Source organism: uncultured Agrobacterium sp. (assembly GCF_913777885.1).
Lineage (GTDB): Bacteria > Pseudomonadota > Alphaproteobacteria > Rhizobiales > Rhizobiaceae > Agrobacterium.
Genome location: NZ_CAJYTV010000028.1, coordinates 25,295 through 44,775 on the forward strand (window position 1 = coordinate 25,295; position 19,481 = coordinate 44,775).

Below are 19,481 nucleotides of genomic sequence, written 5' to 3' on the forward strand. Positions count from 1 at the left end.
GGTTCCTCCTCCAGAAAACCAGTTCAGATACGTTCAATAAGTGCGAGTGCCGCCTCCGACGGCTTGACGCCAAGTCCCGGTCCGGAAGGCAGGTAGTAGCTGCCTTCGCGGCAATCCATGTCGCCAGCAAGCAGGCGGCGGTTGGGCTCGAATATCGAGTGCTGAAACTCGTGACCCTTCAGGGTCGCCAATGTTGACGACGCCTGCAGGCTGGCGGCGAGGAAGATGCCCGCACCAACGGTTGCGTGTGGGATGACATCGATGCCATGCTCGGCCGCAAGAGCGCCAATGCGGACGAAATTGGTGATACCCTTGTGTCCCATCTCCGGCTGCACGATGGAGATGCGGCAGCGCTCGACCCGGGCGCGCATGTCCCAATGGGTGCGCCATTCCTCGCCAACGGCAATCGGAACGTCTGTTCCCTTCGAAACCTTTTCCAGTCCGCCTATGTCTTCGGTCCAGACCGGGGCTTCGGCAAACCAGGGGTCGAAAGGTTTCATTTCGGCAATGAGCTCCAGCGCTCGTTCCGGCGTCTGGTTCCAGTGCATGTCGGCGGCAATCTTTGCCTGCGGGCCAAGCACGTGCCGAAGGTTGGCGATTTCGGCCGCCGGGCCATCGTCAGCCACCGGTGTAGCGAATTTGAAAGCATCAAAACCACGATCCTGCCAGTATTTTGCGAGATCACCCCGTGCCTTCAATGTCTTTTCGGGCAAACCCGAAACATAGGCCGGGAAGCTTTCCACACCTCCGCCAAGAAGCTCGCGAACCGATTTCCCAGCTTCCTGCCCGGCGATGTCCCAAAGCGCAATGTCGAGTGCGGCAAGCGCATCGACGTAAAATCCTCCGGTATAACCGCGTACCCGCATCATATCGTATAGGTCGTCATAGATCGCAGCTGGATCGGACGCATCGCGCCCAATGACGAAACCGGCCAGAAGATCGTTGATCAAAGCGGCCACCGCGCCGGGCGCTACGATACCATAGGTCTCTCCCCAACCTACAATGCCGGACTTTGTCGTCATGCGGACCAACACGCTCCGGTCAAACGTAGGATATACTGTTCGGTTACCCTTGCGAACGATGTAACCATTGGGATTGACCACCTCCCCTTCCCGGAGCGCGCCGAGATAAGGAACCTTTCGCGGCTGCGTCAGCGTGAAAACTTCGATGGATGTGACGGGGCTATTCATGCGGCCTCCGGGGTAACAAGACCGAGTTCGACCAGATTAGCGTCAATATCGGCAATGGCTGCCGCATCAAGTTCGGGTGTCGGCGCACGCACGCCGAGGCGATCGATCACGCCGCGACGGGCCAGCACATATTTGGTCAACCGCATGCGGTAGACCGCCTGAAGTACCAGAAGCGGCAGGGTGCGGACATAGATCCTGCGAGCATCCTTATGCCGCCCGGCAACAAGCGCCCGGTCAATGGCCACATGTTCCTCGGCGATCTCCAGCGCGGGCATCGCGGCCGTAGCACCTCGGGCATATTCGTCGAGAATGTAGCGAGCGCCCCCGCCACCGATGACACCCTTAAGCGATGATGGCGCATTGGCGATGATGTGACTGATCGCTGGACCGGCGGGAAGGGTTTCTTCCTTGACGTACGTCACCTGCGGCAGGGCATTTACGATCTCTACGATCGCCTGCGGCGAAAGGTCTGAGCCGCGAGGTGCAGGCGCGTTCTGCAAGATGATTTGGACGTCAGGGAGTGCCCCAATGATTTTGCCCAGGAAGTCGATCAATGCCGATGCGTCCGTGCCGACCGATTTGGGTGGTTGGACCATGAGGTGCCGGATGCCAAGTGATGATGCAACCCTCCCATGTTCGACTACGTCGCGCCAGTCGGCAGCACTTGCGCCTGCCACCACCGGGACCCTTTCGGCAACAGCATCGACGACGATCTTCAGCAACGTGGCGCGCTCCACCGCATTGAGGGTTTCCACTTCACTTGCAAAACCAGGGAACACGACACCGTCCACGCCTTTATCCAGCGCGAAGGCCACGAGGCGCTTCATACCCACCTCGTCAACATTGCCATCGTCCAAAAATGGAGTCGGCAAAACGGGCAATATCCCTCTTAGGCCAGCAACCATGATCTACCTCCATATTAGGTATCATATATTGATACCTTGATTTCACTAATTGACACTACATATCCTCGCGCTTTATGACAAGCCCCAAGATGAACGAAAGAAGAGTGCGCGACATGGCGGCGGAAACAGCGACATCAATTATCGTGGATTGGGGAACGACCTCTTTGAGGGCAGCCCTCGTCGGAGAAGGCGGCGAAGAACTTGATAATCTTGAGACCGGCAGCGGCATATCAAGTCTCGTTGAAGGCCAACACGAGGCCGCGCTCATGGACGCACTTACACCCTGGTTCTCAAGCCACGGGGCCTTGCCGGTTGCCGCATTGGGGATGATTACGAGCCGAAACGGTTGGGTCGAGGTTGCCTATGTACCGTGCCCCGCGGGTCCCAGTGAACTTGCTGCTGGCGCTATTCGAAGATCGCTACCAAACGGCTCCGATCTCTTCTTTTTACCCGGTCTCAATGACCCAGCCCGAATGCCCTTTCCCGATGTGATGCGAGGTGAAGAAACCCTGATCGTGGGCTATGGTCTCGAAGAGGACTCTACGCTCATCATACCCGGCACCCACAGCAAATGGGCGCGCGTGAAGGAGCAACGGATCGATGGCTTCCAGACATTCGTGACAGGTGAGATCTTCAACTTGCTCATCAATCATTCCTTCATCGCCCGAGGATCTGCGCAGCCGCCGGTCGACGATCCGGATGCCTTTCGCTGGGGCCTGACAGAAGCCAAGCAATCCGGCGCCATGTTGTCACTGATGTTTTCGGCGAGGACCGGTGGGCTCGCTGGCCGGCTTTCGCCGGAGCAGCTGCGCTCTTATGTGCGGGGGATGGTCATAGGGCAGGAGTTTCGCCAAGCTCGCGAGGCAGGATGGTTCACGGAGGGAGATGATGGAAAAATCGTCGGAAATGACGGGTTGAACGATCTCTATCTTGTTGCCGCAGAGGCCTTCGGGCTCAAAACTTCGGTCGCCGCGGACGACACTCTGGCGAAAGGAGCGCTAGCTATTCTTGCGCTAACGCCATCGTGACCTCGATCATTCGCTGGTCGGCAGCTCTCGCCGTCATTCTCCCAAACCAGATGTTCCGAGGCTACGATGTACGACTTCCCAGCTAGTATAGGCACCAGTCGCCACGAAAACGATATCGTGGCCATTCTCGCCCGCCTGCAACGCATCGGTCTTCCAGCCAACCCGATCGCCTTGTATGGCTCCTCGTCGTTCCGGATATGGAGCTCTGTCACAGAGGACCTTGGCTCCCTGGATATCGTTAATCTCGGGTTTGGCGGCGGGACATACCTTTCTGCCAGCCACTACTTGGACAAGCTTCTTGTCCCTCTGAATCCAACCCAGGTGCTACTGTATTTCGGAGAGAACGATATAGCCAGCGACGGCCTTAAGGCTGAAACAACGCTTCAGCACCTTCAGGATTTGCGTTGCCGTATATCCCAAGCGTTGCCACTTGCCGAGGTAACTGTGCTGGCGATTAAGCCAAGTCCAGCGCGCTGGATCTATCGCCATGAGTTCGGCCGCTTCAACCAGCAGGCTCAAGACTGGTGTCATAATTGCGAGCAAACAATCTGGCTGGACCCGAACGCCGGTCTCCTCGGAGAAAATGGGTTGCCAATGTTCCGCTATTACTTGCCTGATCTGGTTCATCTGAATACGGCAGGGTACGCGGTTTGGTCTGAGGCCCTCAAAAAATCTCATAGCTTGCTGAACTGAGGTCAGCCGACCCATCCACAATCTAGTCTTGGACAGGGATGGATCTGCATTATGCGGCGGGGTCAGGATAGATTTTTCCGCCTGGGCCAGCACAACGTCTACTGGGGAGTGGTCCTGTGGCGTCAAGCGGGCAACGATGGCATGTTGCCGCATTAGGATTTCGTTTCATTTACGGTCCGAAGAGTCTTGAAGTCATCTTCCCAGGCCAGGCTCTTTGAGGGTCACCAGAACCTCGAAAAGAGAACGATGAAGCCTGCGCAGATCCCTGCCCCAAACCCGTCGAGCGATGCGGTACAATAATCTCTGCGGGTGCGGTAGTTGGGTCCATTATCCATATGCATCAATGATTGACCCGTTTCGTTGCTGCTTGTCGCTCAGGCTCAGCTCTAGAAATACATTCGAGCCAAGGTCAGGTTGAACGCATGCCGCTGCACCCACATACGGGGCTTCTTACATCCCGCTCGCATTTAACGTCACATAGCCTTAGGAAGTAGTCGCGATAGTTCTAAGGTAAGATTCGCCACTGGGAGGGAGCTGTCTACCTCGCTCCAATAAAACCGCTCATAATAGTTGCCTCTCATCGGGATGGTTTTCCTGCAGCGCGCACCCGTCATTAGGTCGGTCAGTATGAACCTCAAGCCGGGCGAGTAGGAGACTTTCTTGCAAACCTTGTCAGCTGACAAGGTATCAAGCTGTCGGGATATCACCTCGGGTCCGCCAAACCTTGTCAGCTGACAAGGTTTACCCTCAGATGCCGCGAACCCGCCTACCCTGCACAGCGAATTATGCAAGCAGCTCCCCCACTTCTATTGAAACCATCCGTGCTCAATCAAATCGCGAAATTGCCCGCAACGACTACCCCAGACAGTAGGTTACCCCGGGACTGGCTCCTGTGACAAGCAACCTACCTGGAGGCCGACTTCAGATTTTGACACCACGGAACACGAAGCGCACAAAAGCGCACCACGCAGATCCAATCTCACCGATGTAGGCAAACCTAGATCGCTCAACCTGACTACCAAGCGAATCAATCTGTCCAAATTGAAATCGATATTCGCAAAACCTAGGGCACTGGTTAATGCAACTAGCACAGTTGGCGACTCTTGGGCAAACGTCGCAGAGCCCTTCCTTCAATCAACCATCGCATTCCAACCCGCAAGGACGCGAGCGTTTCAAACATTTTGTAAAATCCGAAAACCAATTCGCATTTCTTCCATAACTCCTGCATCCGTGTTTTGCGTGTGACCCTTCGCCACCTCATTGCGAGACCTTACAAGACGACCCCTCCACTCAAGATGTTTCGCATTCTGCTTTCCACTGCATCTTCGATTTGAGAATCTCTTGGCAATCGGGCCGGAACCGACGAGACACTCCCCTCCCCAGCCCCTCCACCGCCACTTAGATTTTGAGAACCGCATCTAATGGGGATTGAGCCCTTGCGCTAATGTGGCGCCAGGTCGCCAAATCACGCGGCTGCTTTGCGCCACAAGCGGTCGTGCTTGACGATGGAGCCACAGGAAGCTAGCTTTGTTCTGTCTAAAACAGGTTAGGCTCGGGAAGGTTGGCCCGACCCCCACGGTGTGGGTCCTTCCGCGCTGATCTAGCGGCCCAAGACTACGACAGCATGAGCATGGTGCTCGTGCCGATAGTAGGAGTATGGGTATGAAAGCTAGAATATCAGTGCTGACGCTGGGCGTTTCCAACCTGGAAAAATCGGTTTCATTCTACCGCGATGGTCTCGGGCTACCGACTGAAGGGATCATTGGACAAGAGTTCGAACATGGCACGGTTGCGTTCTTTGATCTGGGTGGAGGTCTAAAGCTGGCGCTTTGGTCGCAGAGCGACGTCGCTCACGACACTGGGTTGCCCTTACAGCCGCCTAGCTCCACGTCCTTCACCATTGGCCACAATGTGTCAACGATGGAAGAGGTCGAGGAGGTGATGGCTGCCGCTGAGCGGGCCGGAGCCGAGATCGTGAAACGCCCCGTGCCCACGTTCTACGGCGGCTACGCTGGCTACTTCCGTGATCCCGACGGACATTTGTGGGATGTGGTTTGGAATCCTCATCTGCTCCCTCCAGCAGACTGAGCTTTTTGAACGGTGCGCCAACACCGGATGGTAGACGCGTGAACCTACTTCGGCTTATCCGCTTCGGGCCGATTGAAGACGTGGGCTCCGGTCCCATATCTTACATTGAAACTTAGTGCCTCGGGCCAAAAGCAAACTGTCCACATCGCGACAAAACGACAATGCTTGCACGTTGCCGGGACAATCGAGTAAGGTCCACCTATCGACCGAGTGGCAACTAGGGTTCCGGGCGGCATTACCGTTGCAGGACCGAGCGTTGCAGAAACCGTGGGAGTTCCACGGCTGCACCCTAGGGGCAAAATCCCAGAGGAGGAGACGTCGAGATCAACCAGCGCCATTGGCGCATTAGGAGGTCTCGATGGCGTTTGCCTCGCTGCTACTTGTTGTCCTTGCATCCTTTATCCATGCAAGCTGGAATCTGCTTTCCAAGCGGGCCGCATCAGTCGGCCCGGTGTTTGTATTTGCCTACAATCTGATTGCGTGCATCGCATACGCCCCATGGGTGCTCTATGTCCTTACGGAAGGCGATACGGTTGCTTGGACAAGGATTGGTGTCGTCTTCCTTGTGCTGAGCGGACTGATCCATCTGGCATACAGCCTCTGCCTGCAAAGGGGTTACCAGGTCGCGGACCTATCTGTGGTCTATCCGATTGCCAGGGGAACCGGCCCTATGCTCTCGACGCTTGGTGCGTTCTTCATCTTGGGTGAAAGCCCGTCTGGGCAAGGTGTCGCAGGACTGCTTCTCGTAGTAGCCGGTATCGGCCTTATTGCCACGCAAGGTGAGCTCTCTGCCTTCCGACGTCCCGGCGGTCAGGCTGGAGTGCGATGGGGAACCGCAACGGGTGGCCTTATTGCATCTTACACCGTAGTTGACGCCTACGTCGTCAAGGTGCTTGGGATCGCGCCGGTCGTGCTCGACTGGTTTTCAAACCTGCTGCGGTTCTTTCTTCTGGCGCCAATCGTAGTCGCTAATCCCCGCGCGGCCATTGAGGCGATGCGGGGCTACTGGTGGCTAGCGATCGGCGTAGGCCTCCTTTCACCCCTGTCTTACATCTTTGTGCTGGCGGCATTGAATTCGGGCGCTCCACTAAGCTTGGTTGCGCCCATGCGTGAAATGTCAATGATGGTCGGCGCGCTCTTAGGCATGGTGATACTGCGCGAGAAGGTCGGGCTATGGCGGCTCGCCGGCTGCGCGACGCTGATCGCCGGCGTCATCCTCCTGTCGGGAGGCTGAGCTTATGGCAAGACTCGCTCAAATCGCCTGCCTCATCTTTTTTATCTGGCCGGATCGCAGGCGTCAGCGCCGTGCGCTCCGCAATATGGACAAAGAACAGCTTAACGACCTAGGCATCAACAGAAGCGAGGCTATGCGGGAAAGCCGCAAACCCTTCTGGCGGTAGCATATTCGTCCCGGCGATTGTCACTGGTGACAGCAGATGACCGGTTTGCGCCAAGAGCGGACATTGCGGCGGCTGCGAAACGCCCTAATCTACGATGCAGCAATAGTCAGAAGCGCAAGTGGGCAACAATCGGGGTTCGAGAAAGGAAGAAACCGTTGAAGACTGCGATCATATTCGACTGCGAATTTCTCTGCCTTGAAGGTTCGCAGCGTAGATTTTGGTGCGCGGCACATGATCCAGATCCGGTTATCGCGCAGATTGGCGCGGTCAAGTTGGGGCTCGACGGCGATTTTCCGCTTATCGACACGTTCAAGGCTTACGTCCGTCCAATCGACCGATTTGGCAGCAGATATACCCTCGATCCCTTTTTCACGAAGCTGACCGGCATCACGGAGGAGGAGATCGATGCCCACGGTATGTCATTGCTGGACGCCCTTTCGAGCTTCGACGCCTTTTCCGAAGGTTCCCGGTGCTGGTCATGGGGAAAAGACGAACTGAACATGATCGCGATTAGTTGCTATATTGCGGGCATTGAGCCCTCAATTCCAGCTCATCGTTTTGATAACTCCGTAAAGCTTCTGCTTGCCGCTGGAATGCCTATTGAGGATTTGGCGAGAACCCCAAGCAACAAACTCGCGGACTATTACGGCGTGACGCATCCTCCTTTGCAAGGTCACGATGCGTTGGACGACGCTCTTTCGATCGCTTACACGCTTCAATATCTTATGCAGACCGGCAAGCTTCAGCGGGAGGTATTTGGCCGCTCTTAGAGCCGACTGCCGTCTTGGCAGGATCGCGCCATTAGCGGTCATTGAAGCTGATGCTCTCGAAGTCGGCGGTCTTGCCGTCCCAGGTGCCGGACGTGAAGGCGGTTACCGAATGCCCTGTGGGCGGACCTTCATCCAGGCGACCCGCCGTTAAGCCGAGCTTGTCGAACAGTATGATCCCAGCAGAAATCGCAGCTCCCCCATTTAGCTGCTCCAATGCGCGGAGTACCTTTAATCCGTTCGTTTCGAAAATAGATATTCCTCGAAACATAACTACCCCAATGTCGTAGAAGGCTTCGATCTCGCGAACGCGATTTCCGCGATAACGCACGATTGGCGCTTTGGTACCGCGATGTTACTGAACGTATTAGACCGAAGGCCTCGTCTCGACCGGTCTGGTGCTCCGATATGTGTGGCGACTTCCTCTGGAGTCATGCCGAATTTTATGGGCCCAATTCCCGAGAAAGAGTGGATAAGCCATGTCATATCAGTCTTCTCCATAATCAATTGAGAAATTAGAGGATTCGCAAAGTTGAGCAACCTCACTGACCGCTTCGGGCCAAAAGCTGCCCAACCTAGCAGCATTTCCATCACCTTCATGAATCATGACGAACCGTCCGTTTCAAAACTCTCATTGGACATGCGTCTACGGTGCGATGACAATCGAGCCTATGACGCCGATGCCCCGCCCATTCTACGCCGAACGCCTCGACCCAGCCCGCAACATGGCGCGGTTCTACGCGCTTGAGGTTTCGGCGGATCTGTTCGGAGCGATATGGCTCGAGCGTCGATGGGGCCGGATCGGGAGGCGCGGTCAGATCAAGGTCGAGCTCGTCGATGACGGCGACGATCCATCGAAGCGCATCGAGGCCATTGCGCGTCAGAAGACGCGGCGGGGCTACCAGCCAAAGTAATGCCCGCCAGCATGGCGGACCGATTCCCAACTCTGGACAGCAGGAGATGTCCCCGGCCTTTCAGCCGGGGGCGCTTTGATGTCAGTCCCAGGGAATGACCGCCATCAGATCCTCGTCGTCCTGTCCGGGGTAGCGACCGAGATTGGCATTGAGCTTGCCGTAGCCGGTGTTAACGGAGAGGGTGAGGTAGTCGCCGCCGTTCTGGTTCTGCTTCTTCCAGATGCCGCCGATCTCGACGCGGCGGCCGCGCGGGGGTCTTGGCGAAAAGGCGGTAGACCGGAGCCTTGGCGTTGGTGCTGTCGAATTCCTCTCCGAAGATGTCGAGGTCGTAGGCGACCGAGGCGATGTTGCCGCTAAGGGTGTTGTTGTCATTGAAGCGGATGAAGTTGACGAGATCGGTCATGGCAGTGTCTCCTTGGTTTGCGTTGCCGATGGTCACGACAAGGCGGCCGGAAGACAGGCTGATTGCACCCGTAGGGGCGCAGCAGATGCGGAGCGCCGCAGGTGGCAAGGAATTTGTTTCGCGAGGAATGGCGATCGCCAGGGGAAATTCGTTGACGGCTGTGGTTGCTGTCAGCCTGGCCGGACGCAGTGACCTATCGCTGAGGCCACGCATACCAGGGAGATACGCAAGCCCCTCGATCACGTCTCATCTTATGCCATGACGTCACGCTCCGGCAATATCGCCTCGGTCGCCTATGCCGTGTTGGGCGGTGGACAGGAGATTCGGCATCAAGCTCATCCGATCAAATGTACTCAAGCCGTCTCGGCGCCCGCTAACTGCGTGCTCGTTGAACCGGCGGCTTCTGTGGAGTGAAGATCTGACAAGTCCATTACGCGACCCATTACGACAACGCGTTCGCGTGACCGCCATTGCTGTCAGCTTGCAGTACGGAGAGAAAGATGTGGCAGCTCTGTCGCGGAGACGACTAGCCACGCTCTGCCACTCAAAAGCCAGTGGCATTCCCCGCCGTCAACAGGTCCCTTATGATGGGCGGGCAGGGGAGTGCGAGGGGAAGGGCCGAAGGGGGTTCCCTTCGCCCCGAGGCCTGATAGCTCGATCTCCTATCAGGCCGATTTCAAAGCCCTTTCGACAGCTTCCGGCTCCTTGTCGATCACCGTGAGAAGGATGCGCGACGGCGCATCCATGTTGGATCGACTCTGCTCCCAATCGCGCACACGACCGACGGAGAAACCGTAACGCGATGCGAACGCCTGCTGTGACAGACCAAGCCTTTGCCGGATGGCCTTCACATTAACCTCTGAGGGAATGTGATGTTCGTATTGCATTTCGTCCGCTTCTCCGTTCGCGTAGGCGAGAGCTTCACGGGCACCCTGTAGAATACGTGATCCTGCTTTGCTCATTTCAGGCTCCTGATGTTCTTTGATCGCTTGCTGGCATTTTCTCGCCATTGCCGGGGCAAGGCGGTCAGTATTTCTTTTAGCTCGTTGCGCTCGGCCTGTGAAAGATTGGCCTGAGAGTCCTTGCTGTAGATATCTAGTAGGAAGACGGGGATTTCCGGATCGGCATAGAAGGTTATGATCCGATAGCCGCCGCTCTTTCCCTTCCCGCGCCCGGCAAACCGAAGCTTTCTTGCGCCCCCGGTTCCCGGCATGATGTCTCCAGCATCGGGGTTTGCAGCGATGTATGAAACAATCGCTTCCCGTTCTGTTATGGTGAGGCCTTCGTCCTTTGCCGAGGCCAGATAAGCGGGCGTTTCGATCACTGTCTGCATGATTCAATATACGGAATTTCCGTATCCGCGTCAATAAGTAAGTGAGGAATTTCCGCACAGGAAACCCCGCCGCAGCGGGGAGACGCTGCGGCGGGCGACGGCTGAAATCACTCAGCCGCCTCGGGGAACTGCATCAGTTCATCTTCCGGCTGATCGGCCTCGCCAGTGTCATCGGCTACACCGTGCACCTCGTCGTCGCTGTCGTCATCGACGCTCAAGCGATCAACAACATTCGCTGCTGCCTTTGCTGGCCGGATAGGGGAGGGGAGCCATGCGCTGCCTTTGGTTTGCGCCTCCGCATAGGCTGCTGCCTCTGCCTTCTTCATGCGTCCGACGCCACTTGCAAAGTCCGGTCCCTTGATGTCCACCAGCGCCGCTTCGATCCCATCGCGGGTGAGGTGGTTGAAGTAGGTCTCTGCCGTCGCCTCGAAATAGTTCGTCATATCGAGGTCGAGCGCATCCGCCAGCACCTCTGCATGGGCGCGTTGCGTCTTGCGGTAGTCGTACTTATCCTTCACCGCATCGATGGAATGGGCTGCGGCGAAGGCCAGCAGTTCGACAAGCTCGTGCTGATCGCGCTCAAGGCACCAATCGAAGATATCGGCGGGGTTGCCGGGAACATGATCGTCAAACCGCTCGGCTAGTTCGCTAAGGCCAGCGACGGCGATGTTGTTTTCCGGCGCTTTCATGCTGCCTGCGATTGGTTTGCTGGTCAGCACAATGTCGAGGCAGGAATGATCGCGCGAATGCGTCAGGATGGTCTGCAAGAGAAGCGCATGCACGACGCTTGCCAGCGCAACGTGATGATTCTTGGCAAATTCCAGCCGGAGGGCTGCGGTGCGCTGCGCCGTCAGGTCTTCGACAAGCGTTGCGGAGTGGAGGACGTTAGGGCCAGCAGGGGCCTGCAGTGTCGCATCTGTGTTCACGCTCGTCGCAGCATCGCCATTTCCTTCGGCCTGATCCGCTTCTGCATCGCTGTCACGATCCACGGGCCGCACATAGCCGCGATACACGACAGGGTTTCCGCTGTAATCGAGCGATATGATGGCTCCGGACCACGCCAGATCGTCGGATGCATAGACTTCCCGGTCGAGTTCTCCAATGCGGGCTACGATTTCGGCAATGCGCGCCTCCGTGCCTTCATCGCCATCGCCGCTTTCAACCACGCCTTCGAGTTCATCGTGCTCTTCCTGTAGCCGCGCCACTTCCGCCTGTTCGGCTTCCGTCCGCTCCACCTGCTCGGGATAGACACGTCCAAAGCCGTTGAGATCGCGCCAGTCGATTTCCGGGCGAATGTCCACCCACGCCCATCCCTCGGCGGTAAGGTCTGCTGCCAGCCCTTCCAGCTTCTCGGCGGCAAGACGCTCCACCAGTGCGACATCAACGGCATAACCCTGGCTGCGCTCGTCAAACAGATCACGCTTGACCTCGCCACCGGCCTGTTCGTAGGCGTCCATGCCGCCGATGAGCCGAATGCGCTTGTCGGATGGTGCGATGGCGTCACGGCGAAGTGCTGCCTTGATGGTGTAGGAATTCCGGTTCCATGACGGGAGGCTTTCCCACACCCGCACCTGTTCCTCGTGGTCATCGCTGATCGTGAAGGCGGAAAGCTGTTCGAGGTTCATCTCTTCATTGCGGTAGAGTTGAAGCAGGGCAGGGGCAACCCGTGCCAAAGCCAGACGACGCCTGACGATGGTTTCCGTGGTGGCGAAGCGGGCGGCGATATCGACGATAGAAAGACCATCGTCGGCCAGCACCTTGAAGGCCTCGTATTGATCGACGGGATGCATGTCCTCGCGCATGATGTTCTCGGCAAGGCTGATGCCGGTGGCGTCGGCTTCATCGCGCAATCTGGCATCGACGGCAAAATCCTTGGCGATTTCGCCCTCCTCCGCCAGCAGGGCGAGGGCAAGGCGGCGACGTTCTCCGGCGATGACAAAGAAGCGACCTCGCTTGTCACCCTTTCGCACCACGATGTTCTGCAACAGGCGAAAGCCATCAGCCCGGATGTTGGATGCCAACTCCTCGATGCCCTCCTTGCGATAGGTCTTGCGGACGTTCTTCGGATCGCGGTCGAGCTTGTCGAGAGCGATGGTGATGATGTCGGAATTGGTATTGGTCATGGCAAGTCTCCCTCAAGCAATGGTTCAGGCGAAAGCGGCGGCGATGATGATCGCGGCGCTGACAAAGGCGGTCAGACTGAAGGCTTCACAGACAAGTTTCATGATGGTTCTCCACGGTTCCCGGTTTCCTAAGAGCAAGCCCCGCTAGTCGGGCGATGCCTTCACCCACCGTTCCGGTGGATGTGCTCTCACATCCTCCGGAACGAAGGGGTGGGGGCGTAAGCCCGCTCCCCGCTGGTCTGCCGGGGATTCACCAATTGATTGGTCTCGCTTTATCCAGCTCTGATAGTTCAGCTAGTCGTTTGACGGATAAACAGGCTCTCAAAGCATTCTCCGGCCTGACTGAAGACCAGCTGCGCGATATCGGCGTTTACAGAAAGCTGCGGCGACATGGATGGGATCTGTTTGATCGGAATTTCCCCTCTGAATGCAAGCCGGGCTTCGACTACTTCCGACTGGAGCTTGGCCCATAGTGCCTCACGCCATCTCTGCGCGATTGAACTCCGGGATCAAGCACCTAGAGCAGTCTTGCCGCTTTCCCGCTTCGCCGGGTGGCGCTGTTATAATAGCTAGACGCCTGCTGGACGGATCGATGCTTCGATTGCTCCATGGCCTCTGGCAGCGGAATGCCTCGGTTGGCAGCCTCGGTTAGATAACCCGATCTCAGCCCGTGAAACCTGCGAGGAGCATTGCAAGTCTTTCGATGAGAACGCCAAAGCCTTAGGCCGATAGCTGGTAGGTCATAACAATGCATCGATTCCTGTTTATGGCAAATCAGCTGCAGTCCTCGTTGTTTTCGAAGCATTTCACTCGTGGGGTCGTCCCCTGAACTGTGAACTCAGCCAAAGCCGATTATTGGACCGCAGTGAAGACGACCTTTCGTTGGGTCCTGAGATTATCTATAAGCATTTGCTCGGCGTTATGTCTGTCGTGCGGCTGTCATGGTTGAAATGTGTTTCGGCAAAGACTGGTCGTGGTCACCAGCGTCGTAAACGCGTGATGAGTCGAGAATTTTCCGCAATATATAGGGAGAAAATCACCTTGAGATGGACTGATATTGCATTCGTAGTCACTCCGATTTTGATTGCGATGGCGATTGTTCTAATGGTTTCGGTGGGTAATTTTAATCGTAGATATTATCTCCTCGTGATCCCGTTTGCGCTTTGCGCGACAATCTCGCTTTTGATGACGGCGTGAGGAGGGATCAGTTTTCTTACGACGGAGTTTTGACAACGTCTCGGTGCTGGAGAGCTGCTGCCACTTCTCTGTCGTCGGAGATGTGACCGCTTCTGACTTCGGGAAACTTCTGCCTCGGAATTAGTCGCGACGGACGAACGGCTTAAATATGCAAATGTGGTATTCCAGCTACCCGCTTCATCGACGGACATATTCTCGAAGCTTTGTCTCGCCTTAGTGAAGAATAGTTTTGCCAAGAGCGGAGGGGCTGCGGCTTTGTCATCCGGAGGAAACACCAACGACCTTGCATTCAGCACGATGGGTTTTCGCTTTAAGAACGATGTGTCTATGAGTGATGTAAAGGGATCGTGATCGTTGTCCCGGCTAATGAACGTATCTACGACGTCGTGAAAATCCCGTTAAACTGTTTTCTTCTCATCGTCAGGCACTTGGCCAAATAACCTGCGAGATTGCTGTACTTGCCAGCACAGGACGATGGCGGCTAATACAATCGTCGGAAGCAAGTTTTTAGCGAGGGATCCTCTTCAAGCTTCGTCGCGCCCGCGTTGCCTGTGTTGACTCATCAGAACACATAGCCGAACCTCTATCCGCGCAATGGCGGAGCAAGCAGCCTAATCGCTAAAAACGTTTGGCAGCGCGCACACGAGCACCAACGGATTTTTCTCCCTCCCCTTCGATATTGAAAAGAAGACTTGCATCTAACATCCAGAGTTCGGTGGTTTGCATCAGGACACCAGCCGTAAGCTGGCCGAAAACCCCGGAGCCATCCAGGCCGGAGAAACCGCCGGTCAGGCCCACCTTGGGCACCAGCGTCGAACCGCGATCGAGCGTAAACGACCGGGAAATCTCCGCCCCGAGACTAACGCGGAACTGGTCCTCATCGAAGCCTTCGATTCCAATGACATCGCCGGCAGTGTTCCTTACAGCGTAGTCGTCGACCTTCTCCGAAAAGTATACAGCACGCAGTTTTGGTGCGAGGATGGTGCCTTGGCTGAAATCCCATTGCCCCTCGATCGAGGTGTCTACCATCCAGCGCGTCGTCTCGAAGCTGCCGTCCCAGAACGTCGAATCGATATTGTTACTCGAGCCGCCGTATCGCAGGTTGGAATTCCAGAATATGCCCTTACCGACTTCAAGTGAGGCATATGGCCCGGCAAGCCAGCCATTCCCTTTCAGCTCGGCATCCGCGTCGGTGGGATTGGTCATGCGGTCATAGTGAAACGAGAGACCGACGAGGGCCTTCTCGTTAAGCACATAGTCTGCGCCCAGGTTGATCATGGCGAAGCTACCCCACCTATCGCCGCTGATGTCTTCGTCGTTGTGGGCAAGGATAGCACCGTCGATCCAAATGTTGAACGGTGACGAATGACCTCCCCCAATACCATCGGCGCGATCGCGGGCCGCTTCCAGTTGCGCAAGGCTGGTGGAGAAATTGACGGTTATACCGCTCTCCGACGGCATCATCCGAGCGGTAACGGGATCGGTCGCCTGTTCCATCTGGCGCCGTTCAAGGAGACTAGGAACGTGGATCGTGGAAGAAATCATGTTTTGTCGGCTGCGCACGAAACCATGCACCATATCATCGATATCGCTGGCGACCTTTGCAGCATCATAGCCAATGGAATAGGTGACGGTTCCTATATTGGAGACGCCAAGCGCACTGATCAGCTTGAAGCGAACGCTGACCTGCCCGGAATATGCGGGGTTGGGAGTAAATTTGAGATACCACCCAAGCGTAGTCGGAGGGGTGGCCTGCGCAAACTCACCGCGTACAATCGCAAACGTCCCGGCATTGGCCGGCTCGACTGATGCGATTTGCGCGGAAACAAACGGGCCGCCTGTCGCACCTCTGGTAAGGTCGACATTGTTCGGCGTGCTGCCAGCAGGAACAGTGACCTGTTGGTCGTTGACGCTAACGGATCTTCCCTTGACTGTAAGAGTGTAGCTTGCGGTTCCGGTCGCGCCGTTGTTGTCGCGTACCTGAACGATGAAAATATAATCTTTCACTGTCGCTGTCGCGCTGACCGGACCTGTCAACTCGCCCGTGGATGCGTTCAACGTAAGTCCGTCCGGAAGGCCGCCGGAACTTATGCTGTATAACAACGGACTAGCTCCGCCGGTGGCGGTAATCTGCGCACTGTAGTTCTCGCCTGCCATGGCCTCGGCAAGCGACCCTCCCGGTGGCGAGAAGCTGAACGTAACAGATGGTGCCACAGCCAGCGTATAACCTTGTGAGCCGGTGAAGCCATTGGCATCAGTGACAGTCACGGTGATTGGAAAACTCCCCGCCGTAGTTGGAGTGCCGGACATCACGCCTGCCGCGTTGAAGCTGAGGCCAGGTGGCAGGGTGCCTGCACCAATGGCAAAACCGTATGGCGCAGTGCCGCCGTTCGCGTTCAATGACTGGCTGAAGGCGGTGCCGACCATCCCGGCGGGCAGTGTCGAAGGCGTGATTGCTATCGTTGGCGAGGCAACCGTGACGGTATAGGCCTGAGTCGCACTAAACCCATTAGCGTCAGTGACGTTAACACTAAACGAGAAGCTGCCGGCCATGGCCGGGGTGCCCGATAGCACGCCGCCCGTGGAAAGGGTTAGGCTAGCTGGCAGCGTGCCGGCGCTTATCGCATAGCTGTACGGCGCGGTGCCGCCGCTGGCGCTCAGGGTCTGGCTGTACGCGACACCGCCGAGGCCGGAGGGTAAGGTTCCCGGCGCGATGGCGAGCGTCGGAGAGGCGATGCTCAGGCTGTAGTTCTGGCTGGCCTGCCCGGCGGTTCCGACGGTGCTGTCGGTAGCGGTCAAGGTAAAGACGAATGTCCCGGACAAGGTGGGCGTGCCGCTGAGCGCACCGGTTGCGGGATTGACCGTGACGCCCGCTGGCAACGCGCCGCTGCTGAGCACGTAGGTATATGGCGCGATGCCGCCGGTGGCCTGATTCATCACGGCCGTATATGCCTGTCCGGAGGTACCACCGGCTAGAGTGGTGGCCGGTAAGGTTATCGTCGGCCTGGCCACGGTCAGCGTGTAGGCGCGGCTGCCGCTGGTAGGGCTGCCGGAGCTATCGGTAGCGGTCGCTGTAAAGTTGAAGCTACCGCTGGCGGTCGGTGTCCCTGACAGGACGCCGGCAGTGTTGAGGGTCATCCCCGCCGGCAATGCGCCGGTCGTGATGGCGAAGCCATACGGCGCGGTGCCGCCGCTAGCGCTCAGGGTCTGGCTGTAAGCCGTGCCGGCGGTGGCAGCCGGCAGCGATGCCGGCGAGATCGTCACCACCGCATCGTCATTGAGGATGTTGGCGGTACCTGTGCCGCGGGCAATAGTTGCATTGCCGGCACCAGACAAACCGACGCTGAAGGTTTCGTTGGACTCGACCGCGGTGTCGCCATTGACAATGACGGCAATACCTTGCGCTGTAACCCCCGGCGCGAAGGTCAGCGTGCCGGAGCGTGCGACATAGTCGCTGCCGGCGGTGGCAGTACCGTCGGCGGTGGCGTAATTGACCGTGACCGTCTGGCCGCTGGCCGCGCTCAGGCTCACCGTGAAGGTGGCAGTGGTGGTGCCGCTATTACCTTCATTCACACTGATATCGTCGATCGATAGGGCCGGCTGCGCGTCGTCATTAACTATCGTGCCAAGGCCCTGCCCATCGCCGACGGTAGCGCCCACGACGTTGCTGACGTTGACGAAGAAGGTCTCGTTCGGTTCGTTGAGTGTGTCGCCGTTGACTAATACGGTGAAGGTGGCGCTACTGCTGCCAGCGGGGATGGTCTGCCCGGTGATGCTAGAGGCGACGTAGTCCACGCCAGCCGTTGCGGTGCCATCGGCCGTGGCGATGTCGAAGCTGACGCCGCCGGTACCGGCCGGCTGGCTAAGCGAGATGGTGAAGGTGGCATTGGCGGTACCGGCGTTACCCTCGTTCACCGACACGTCGTTGATGCTCAGCGCCGGTTGATCGTCGTTGAGGATGGTGCCGGTGGCGCTGGACGGCGAACCGACTGTGTAGCCGCTGCCGGTATTCAGGCTGATAACAACCGTCTCGTCGGGTTCGACGGTGCTGTCGGGGGTGGGATTGACCGTAATGGTCCCGCTGGTCTGGCCAGCGGCGATCACCAGAGGCGAGTTGACCGCCGCGTAGTCGGTGCCCGAGGTCGCGGTCCCGCCGACGCTGAAGCCGATGGACAGCGCTGAAGGCGATGGCTGGTTCAGGGTGACGGTATAGACCAGATTGGCAGAACCATCCTCGGACACGCTTGCCGAGGACACGGAGATGCTTGCTGAGGGATAGTCATCATTGACGACGGTGGCGGTGGCGCTGGACGGGTTGCCGATGGAGTAGCCGCTACCGCTGGACACCTGGAAGATCACGGTCTCGTCCGGTTCCACCGTGGTGTCGGCGACCGGGGTGACGCTGAAACTGGCAGAACTGGCGTTGGCCGGCACCACGACGCTGGTGACCGCACCGGTGTAGTCGGTCCCTCTGGTGGCCGTGCCGCTCCTGGTCAGATTCACCGTGGTCGCCGAACTGCTGGTCTGGCTCAGCGTCACCGTGTAGACGAAGGCCGTGCCGCTGTCCTCGTTGGCGCTGGACGGCGAGACCGCGATGCTGGCGGTGCGCGAGGGATTGATGGTGATGTTGAAGACGACCTGCTCGTTGTCCTCGTCCAGCAGGTAGAACGAGTCCGAGGTCGCGCCATCGCCGTTGTTGGTATAGGTCACGGTCTGCGTGCCAAGACCGGACTGAGCGCTGAGCACGAAACTGCCGTGCGAAGGCTGCACAAGAGGATCGGTCATGCCACCGTTGGAGGGCCCGTCGCAGTCGCTGACGTCGAACGTCACCGATTGGCCCTGGTTCACGGTCGCGGTTTTAGGCGACGTGCAATAAGCTGCCAGCGCATCCGAAGGATTGACCGATGCGAACGCTCCGAAAACAAGGGCCAATACGAACCATAACCGGATGGAAATTTTAGCTGATATTGATGTCACAATGTTCCCCGAGCTGCGCGCGCGACGCAGCATCCCGGTCGGCCAAACTAAGAAAGCGTATGGACCAGCAGAAAGTAAATGCCTTTTTCCGAATGCAATTGCTTAAACTGAAGTTGCGCTAAAATAATCACACGTTTGGGCTGCTTGTCACGCGTCCTCAGTACAAGTGTAATATTAGCCAAATATCGAAACGCTCTAAGAAAGGACCGGCCTTGCCAAGGATCAGTAAGTTTGGCTCGTTCTCAGATTAGCGCCACATACAAAGCCCCTGACGTGCCCCCGTTAAATTAGGCCATTTAGAACTGGAATTTTCCACTTATTGAACTGCTCCCAGACATTGGACCAGCGGAGGCTTGAGTTTTCCGGCTTCAGTCAGGGAGGCGGGCTGGTTACGCTTCCCGGATTCATCAGTGCGATCGGGACCTTGTTGCCGATCGCACCATGTGGCCGAACCTCATTGTAG

The 19,481-nt window shown here is 57.4% G+C and carries 15 protein-coding genes and 1 pseudogene; 7 read left to right on the top strand and 9 right to left on the bottom strand.

Features of this window, described 5'->3' with window-relative positions:
• Positions 1-23 precede the first annotated feature (23 nt).
• Both QZ869_RS21655 and QZ869_RS21660 read right to left on the bottom strand, forming a co-directional pair.
• Positions 24-1,190 (bottom strand): mandelate racemase/muconate lactonizing enzyme family protein, encoded by a 1,167-nt coding sequence (locus QZ869_RS21655; RefSeq protein WP_296022489.1) that lies wholly within the window; start codon positions 1,188-1,190, stop codon positions 24-26.
• Positions 1,187-2,095 (bottom strand): dihydrodipicolinate synthase family protein, encoded by a 909-nt coding sequence (locus tag QZ869_RS21660; protein ID WP_296022491.1) that lies wholly within the window; start codon positions 2,093-2,095, stop codon positions 1,187-1,189. Before QZ869_RS21660 ends, QZ869_RS21655 begins: the two co-directional genes overlap by 4 nt.
• Positions 2,096-2,184: 89 nt before the next feature.
• Between QZ869_RS21660 and QZ869_RS21665 the strand changes: the two genes are divergently transcribed.
• The 6 genes from QZ869_RS21665 (at position 2,185) to QZ869_RS21690 (ending at position 8,074) form a co-directional block, all read left to right on the top strand.
• Entirely contained in the window at positions 2,185-3,123 is a 939-nt protein-coding gene (locus tag QZ869_RS21665) for a 2-dehydro-3-deoxygalactonokinase (RefSeq protein WP_296022494.1), read from the top strand.
• A 66-nt stretch (positions 3,124-3,189) separates the two neighbouring features.
• A complete protein-coding gene (locus QZ869_RS21670; protein ID WP_296022496.1) occupies positions 3,190-3,816 on the top strand; it encodes a GDSL-type esterase/lipase family protein in 627 nt (208 codons plus the stop codon).
• Positions 3,817-5,478: 1,662 nt separating this feature from the next.
• Complete coding sequence (locus QZ869_RS21675; protein WP_296022498.1) at positions 5,479-5,904, top strand: VOC family protein; 426 nt, start codon at positions 5,479-5,481, stop codon at positions 5,902-5,904.
• Positions 5,905-6,262: 358 nt separating this feature from the next.
• Positions 6,263-7,138 carry a DMT family transporter gene (locus QZ869_RS21680; protein ID WP_296022502.1) on the top strand — a complete coding sequence of 292 codons (876 nt, stop codon included), beginning with the start codon at positions 6,263-6,265 and terminating at the stop codon, positions 7,136-7,138.
• A 4-nt stretch (positions 7,139-7,142) separates the two neighbouring features.
• The gene (locus QZ869_RS21685; protein ID WP_296022504.1) at positions 7,143-7,304 is read left to right on the top strand and encodes a DUF1127 domain-containing protein; all 162 of its coding nucleotides are present in this window, start codon (positions 7,143-7,145) and stop codon (positions 7,302-7,304) included.
• A 155-nt stretch (positions 7,305-7,459) separates the two neighbouring features.
• Entirely contained in the window at positions 7,460-8,074 is a 615-nt protein-coding gene (locus QZ869_RS21690; protein ID WP_296022507.1) for a 3'-5' exonuclease, read from the top strand.
• A gap of 31 nt (positions 8,075-8,105) precedes the next feature.
• Here the strand turns inward: QZ869_RS21690 and QZ869_RS21695 are convergent, their stop codons facing one another.
• The gene (locus QZ869_RS21695) at positions 8,106-8,402 is read right to left on the bottom strand and encodes a hypothetical protein (RefSeq protein ID WP_296022509.1); all 297 of its coding nucleotides are present in this window, start codon (positions 8,400-8,402) and stop codon (positions 8,106-8,108) included.
• Between the two features lie 340 nt (positions 8,403-8,742).
• Between QZ869_RS21695 and QZ869_RS21700 the strand changes: the two genes are divergently transcribed.
• On the top strand, positions 8,743-8,985 hold the full coding sequence (locus QZ869_RS21700; protein WP_296022511.1) for a WGR domain-containing protein: 243 nt from the start codon (positions 8,743-8,745) through the stop codon (positions 8,983-8,985).
• Between the two features lie 169 nt (positions 8,986-9,154).
• Here QZ869_RS21700 and QZ869_RS21705 read toward each other — a convergent pair whose 3' ends face one another.
• The 6 genes and pseudogenes from QZ869_RS21705 to QZ869_RS21730 form a co-directional block, all read right to left on the bottom strand.
• Positions 9,155-9,388: a hypothetical protein gene (locus QZ869_RS21705; RefSeq protein WP_363315134.1), complete on the bottom strand. Its 234-nt coding sequence runs from the start codon at positions 9,386-9,388 to the stop codon at positions 9,155-9,157.
• A gap of 665 nt (positions 9,389-10,053) precedes the next feature.
• The gene (locus tag QZ869_RS21710) at positions 10,054-10,350 is read right to left on the bottom strand and encodes a helix-turn-helix domain-containing protein (RefSeq protein ID WP_296022514.1); all 297 of its coding nucleotides are present in this window, start codon (positions 10,348-10,350) and stop codon (positions 10,054-10,056) included.
• Entirely contained in the window at positions 10,347-10,721 is a 375-nt protein-coding gene (locus QZ869_RS21715) for a type II toxin-antitoxin system RelE/ParE family toxin (RefSeq protein ID WP_296022516.1), read from the bottom strand. Before QZ869_RS21715 ends, QZ869_RS21710 begins: the two co-directional genes overlap by 4 nt.
• A 107-nt stretch (positions 10,722-10,828) precedes the next feature.
• Positions 10,829-12,844, bottom strand: coding sequence for a ParB/RepB/Spo0J family partition protein (locus QZ869_RS21720; RefSeq protein ID WP_296022518.1), 2,016 nt, complete (start codon positions 12,842-12,844; stop codon positions 10,829-10,831).
• Positions 12,845-13,361: 517 nt separating this feature from the next.
• A pseudogene (locus QZ869_RS21725) lies at positions 13,362-13,517 on the bottom strand (integrase); the annotation flags it as partial.
• Between the two features lie 1,142 nt (positions 13,518-14,659).
• Positions 14,660-18,973 carry a putative Ig domain-containing protein gene (locus QZ869_RS21730; RefSeq protein WP_296022521.1) on the bottom strand — a complete coding sequence of 1,438 codons (4,314 nt, stop codon included), beginning with the start codon at positions 18,971-18,973 and terminating at the stop codon, positions 14,660-14,662.
• Positions 18,974-19,481 lie beyond the last annotated feature (508 nt).

What these genes read in the sequence shown, in the direction of transcription:
- QZ869_RS21660 (WP_296022491.1), bottom strand. Translation starts at nt 2,095, where the DNA reads ATGGTTGCTGGCCTAAGAGGGATATTGCCCGTTTTGCCGACTCCATTT.
- QZ869_RS21665 (WP_296022494.1), top strand. Translation starts at nt 2,185, where the DNA reads ATGAACGAAAGAAGAGTGCGCGACATGGCGGCGGAAACAGCGACATCA.
- QZ869_RS21705 (WP_363315134.1), bottom strand. Translation starts at nt 9,388, where the DNA reads ATGACCGATCTCGTCAACTTCATCCGCTTCAATGACAACAACACCCTT.
- QZ869_RS21675 (WP_296022498.1), top strand. Translation starts at nt 5,479, where the DNA reads ATGAAAGCTAGAATATCAGTGCTGACGCTGGGCGTTTCCAACCTGGAA.
- QZ869_RS21720 (WP_296022518.1), bottom strand. Translation starts at nt 12,844, where the DNA reads ATGACCAATACCAATTCCGACATCATCACCATCGCTCTCGACAAGCTC.
- QZ869_RS21710 (WP_296022514.1), bottom strand. Translation starts at nt 10,350, where the DNA reads ATGAGCAAAGCAGGATCACGTATTCTACAGGGTGCCCGTGAAGCTCTC.
- QZ869_RS21670 (WP_296022496.1), top strand. Translation starts at nt 3,190, where the DNA reads ATGTACGACTTCCCAGCTAGTATAGGCACCAGTCGCCACGAAAACGAT.
- QZ869_RS21700 (WP_296022511.1), top strand. Translation starts at nt 8,743, where the DNA reads ATGACGCCGATGCCCCGCCCATTCTACGCCGAACGCCTCGACCCAGCC.
- QZ869_RS21655 (WP_296022489.1), bottom strand. Translation starts at nt 1,190, where the DNA reads ATGAATAGCCCCGTCACATCCATCGAAGTTTTCACGCTGACGCAGCCG.
- QZ869_RS21685 (WP_296022504.1), top strand. Translation starts at nt 7,143, where the DNA reads ATGGCAAGACTCGCTCAAATCGCCTGCCTCATCTTTTTTATCTGGCCG.
- QZ869_RS21680 (WP_296022502.1), top strand. Translation starts at nt 6,263, where the DNA reads ATGGCGTTTGCCTCGCTGCTACTTGTTGTCCTTGCATCCTTTATCCAT.
- QZ869_RS21715 (WP_296022516.1), bottom strand. Translation starts at nt 10,721, where the DNA reads ATGCAGACAGTGATCGAAACGCCCGCTTATCTGGCCTCGGCAAAGGAC.